The 3,688-nt window shown below is 70.1% G+C and carries 3 protein-coding genes; all 3 read left to right on the top strand.

Features of this window, described 5'->3' with window-relative positions; genetic code table 11:
* On the top strand, positions 1–1,487 hold a 1,487-nt coding region (locus FXN61_RS48110; protein ID WP_167980440.1), incomplete at its 5' end, for a hypothetical protein.
* The gene (locus FXN61_RS48105; protein ID WP_167980439.1) at positions 1,484–2,446 is read left to right on the top strand and encodes a hypothetical protein; all 963 of its coding nucleotides are present in this window, start codon (positions 1,484–1,486) and stop codon (positions 2,444–2,446) included. The genes FXN61_RS48110 and FXN61_RS48105, both read left to right, overlap by 4 nt.
* Complete coding sequence (locus tag FXN61_RS48100) at positions 2,443–3,513, top strand: GTPase domain-containing protein (RefSeq protein ID WP_167980438.1); 1,071 nt, start codon at positions 2,443–2,445, stop codon at positions 3,511–3,513. Before FXN61_RS48105 ends, FXN61_RS48100 begins: the two co-directional genes overlap by 4 nt.
* Positions 3,514–3,688: the final 175 nt, after the last annotated feature.

The following is a 3,688-nucleotide window of genomic DNA, read 5'->3' as shown; positions in this document are numbered from 1 at the left end:
ACCGGTGGCGGTCGTGGCGCGGGCTCCTCGGCCTGACCAGGGCCCGCCGAGTCGTGCTCGACCGGCTCGCCGCGACCGGTGACGCGCTGCGGCGGCACTACCAGGTGGCGCGTCGAGCGCTGGAAGACGTGGACTCCAGCCTCGCCGACGGCTGTCCACCACCCGCCGAGCTGGTCGACCAGGGCCTCCCCTCGCCGGCGCCGGTCAACTCCGAGGAGATGGCCGAGGCGGTGCGCAAGGCCGTGACGACCGAGCTGATCGGCGGCCGCACGTTGCCCGGCATCGCCGAACAGGCCCGCAGACTGGGCGACGAGATCGGTACCGCACGCAGTCTCGCGGTGACCGAGCAGGACTCGGCCGCCGACCTGGAGACGTGGGCGCGCGGCCTGATCTCACCGCCGCCGGTCAAGGTGTGGCCGACGCCGATCACGTACCTGCTGCCGGTGATGTTCCTGACCTGCCTGCTGGGCACGGCGCTGCCGGGGATGGCCGCATGGCCGTTGCTGCTGATGATCCCGTTGTGGACAGGACTGATCGCGTTGCTGGCGGCCCACTCCCCCGTCGACGTCGATCTGGGCCTGGGGTTCGGCACGATGGCGTTCGCGTCGGTCGTGGGCGCCGCGATCGGGCTGAGCCACCCGGCAGAGCTGTCACTGGACACGCTGATCAGCGCGGGTGTTCTGGCCGTGCTGGTCGTCATCTCGCTGGTGTCGGCCTACCTGGCGTGGCGAGGGATCGTCGACCGGTGGCGGGACGCGGTGCCGTTGCGGCAGGCCGCGAACGCGAGTGAACGGCTGTCCGACCAGGTGTCGCGCACGATCGAGGAGCGCTGGTCGCCCGCCGACCGCAGCCGTCGCCTCGCGGACTCGCTGCTGGTGGTGGCCGGCGGCCTCGGCGCCGTCGTCAAGGTGTTCAGCGAGGTGATCGAGGACGCCAAGGACGCCGACGGCGAGCACGCGTTCGGCGGCGACTCCTCCGCCGGGCTCGCCGAGGTGCTGCACCACGATCTCGTGGCCATGACGCTCGAGGTGCTGCAGCCGTCGTTCGACGCGATCGCCTCACGGATGCAGCTGTCCGGTGACTCGCGCGGATCCCTGTCGCGGGCACGGAAGCTCGTGAAGGACTACAACGACCACCTCGAACACGCCGGATTGCGCGAGCTGCCCGCGTTCGTCACCGATGACGGGCCGCGACGCCGGCTCGCCGCGACGCTGTGGCAGAGCTCGGCGTCGTCGCGGCGGATCCTGCAGCTGACCGAACGCAGCCGCATGACGCAGCTGTGCGCGGCCGAGGACGTCCGCCTGCTGCAGGCGGACGGCGCCAAGGTCGTGCACTTCGCGTCGGCGGACATGGATCTGCCGCCGATCAACGGCGGTTCCGACGAGGTCATCCGCACCAGGGGCGACGCGGTGGGCGCTCTGCGACTCACGCCGATTCTCGCGCGGTACGTGGAACGCGAGGTACAGACCCAGGGAGACCCGCGGTGACCCCGGACTTCGAGCCGCTCGCCGGGAGGGACCCGGCGGGCCGCGAGGCCTCCTGGCTGATCACGGCACTCGACTCCGGCCGCGTCAAAACCCACGACGGCAGCACGTTGGTGCTCAGGTCGTTGCCACCCGAGGGCAGCCCCGCCGATCTCGCTGTCGCGGAGATGCTGCTGGACAACGAGATCCGCGCGTTGACCAGGCTGCACACCCGCTACCTGGAGCCGTTGCGGGAACTCCCGCGGATCGTCGGCTACGACTTCGACTCCGCGGATCCGTTCCTGCTGCTGGAACCGCCGATCGGCAAGTGCGTCGACGGCGGCCTGCGGACGTTGCTGATCGACGAACGCCGCCGGTTCATGATCGGCCTCTTCCGCGCCCTCGCCCAGCTCGACGCCGTCGGCCTCGTGCACGGCTCGGTGGGTCTGTCCTCACTGTGCTGGGACGGCGCGACAACCCAGCTGGTGAACCTGCACCACGCGGTCGGCACCGGCGAGGTGGCACGCTCCGGCTTGTCCCGCAACGGTTCCGTGGCGCACCCCGGCCACGACGTCCGTGCTGCCGGCAGGGTCGTCTACGAGCTGTTCACCGGCAAGCACGTCGCGCTCGGCGACACCCCGGACCTGGCGTCACAACCCGAGGTGCTGGCGTCGTTGCTGCGAGGCGTCTTCGACCAGGATCCGCGCCAGCGCCCGACCGCGTCGCAGATGCTGGAAAGGCTGAACGACAGGGATCCGCTGCCCAGGCCGGTCGACGTGACGTCCGCGATGAAGCGGGGCTACGACAGGTTCGACGAGCTGCGCCCACCGAAACCGGCGGAGAAACCCGTTCTGCAACCAACCGCGCCACGGCCTCCGCGCGCGACACCGATGCCGAAGCAGGTTTCTCTCGTCCCGTTGGCGATCGTCGTTTTCCTTGTCGTGGCGGCGATCGCGACCCTCGTGGCGGTGATCGCCGGATGACGGCACCGGAGAGCAAGCGCGTGCAGTGCCCGATCTGCCTGGAGTCCTTCGCCTGGCGCGAGGACGAGCTGTACCGGCGGGTGGTCGACGACAAGGGTGCCCGCTGGGTGAAGGCGGATCTCTCCGGCATCAGCAACCCGGTGAAGCGCAAGGACCGCCGCGCCCGGTGCTACGTGAGGTGCCCGAACCCCGGCAAGGAGAACCACGAGCACTACCTGCCGGTCTCGCACCGCGACCACGGTGATCCGGTGGTGATCGGCATGGTCGGCCGGCACGCGTCGGGCAAGACCCACCTGTTGACCGCGATGATCCACGAGGCGTTGCGGGGCGACCTGCGCCACCACGGGCTGACCTTCGAACCGGCCGACGAGCTGCGGCACGCGGCGTTCCAGCGCGAGATCGAACAGCTCATGCGCGGCAACAAGCTCAACGCCACCAAGGACCTCAAGGAGGACTTCGCCACCTATCTCCTGGTGCGCACGGCTTCGGGCATCACCCGGCCGATCGTGTTCTTCGACGTGGCCGGCGAGGACTTCGTGCAGTCAGGGCCGCACTCGCTGGGCGGCCAGTTCGTGCTCGGCGCGACCGCGTTGATGTTCGTCGACCACCCGGCCGGCGCGATTCCCGCGTTGCGCGGAGCCCAGGAGATGAACAGCAACCCGGCGTTCTCCGGTGCCCTGGAACGGATGGGCCGCCGCGAGGACATGCGGAAGCTTCCGGTGGCGGTGGTGCTGACCAAGGCGGACGAACTGCGCTACGAGCATCCCGTCGACCACTGGATCCGCCGCGAGGACCTGCGCGAGCCGTTGGACGCGGACGTGTTCCGCGAGGAGAGCAGGGACGTCTACGCGTTCCTGGACCGCTACGAGGCCAGGCCGATGCTCGACGTCTTCGAACGGTTCCGCCGCAGCACGCTGCACGTCGTGTCCGCGACGGGTTCCCAGGCCGACGGCAACAACCTGTTCCCGCGCGGTGTCCGGCCGGCCCGTGTGCTGCGACCATTGCTCGCACTGCTGTCGATGTGCGGGCTCGTCGACAGCCCGCAGGCCGCGGAGGTGGGTACATGAGCGGGCTGGAGCAGTTGCTGTTCGCGGTCAGCGACAGCAAGGGCATGGACCTGGTGGCGGCGTCGTTCTCCAGCCACGACGCCGATGCGTGGGACGGCTGGAACGAGAAGCTGCGCCCGCACGCGCGGCTGCTGGGCGTCGACGGTGCCGCGCCCCGCATCTCGTTCAGCCACCT

The sequence above is a fragment of the Lentzea indica genome, assembly GCF_012184385.1.
Lineage (GTDB): Bacteria > Actinomycetota > Actinomycetes > Mycobacteriales > Pseudonocardiaceae > Lentzea > Lentzea indica.
This window is presented reverse-complemented; position numbering and strand designations above follow the sequence as displayed.

What these genes read in the sequence shown, in the direction of transcription:
- FXN61_RS48100 (WP_167980438.1), top strand. Translation starts at nt 2,443, where the DNA reads ATGACGGCACCGGAGAGCAAGCGCGTGCAGTGCCCGATCTGCCTGGAG.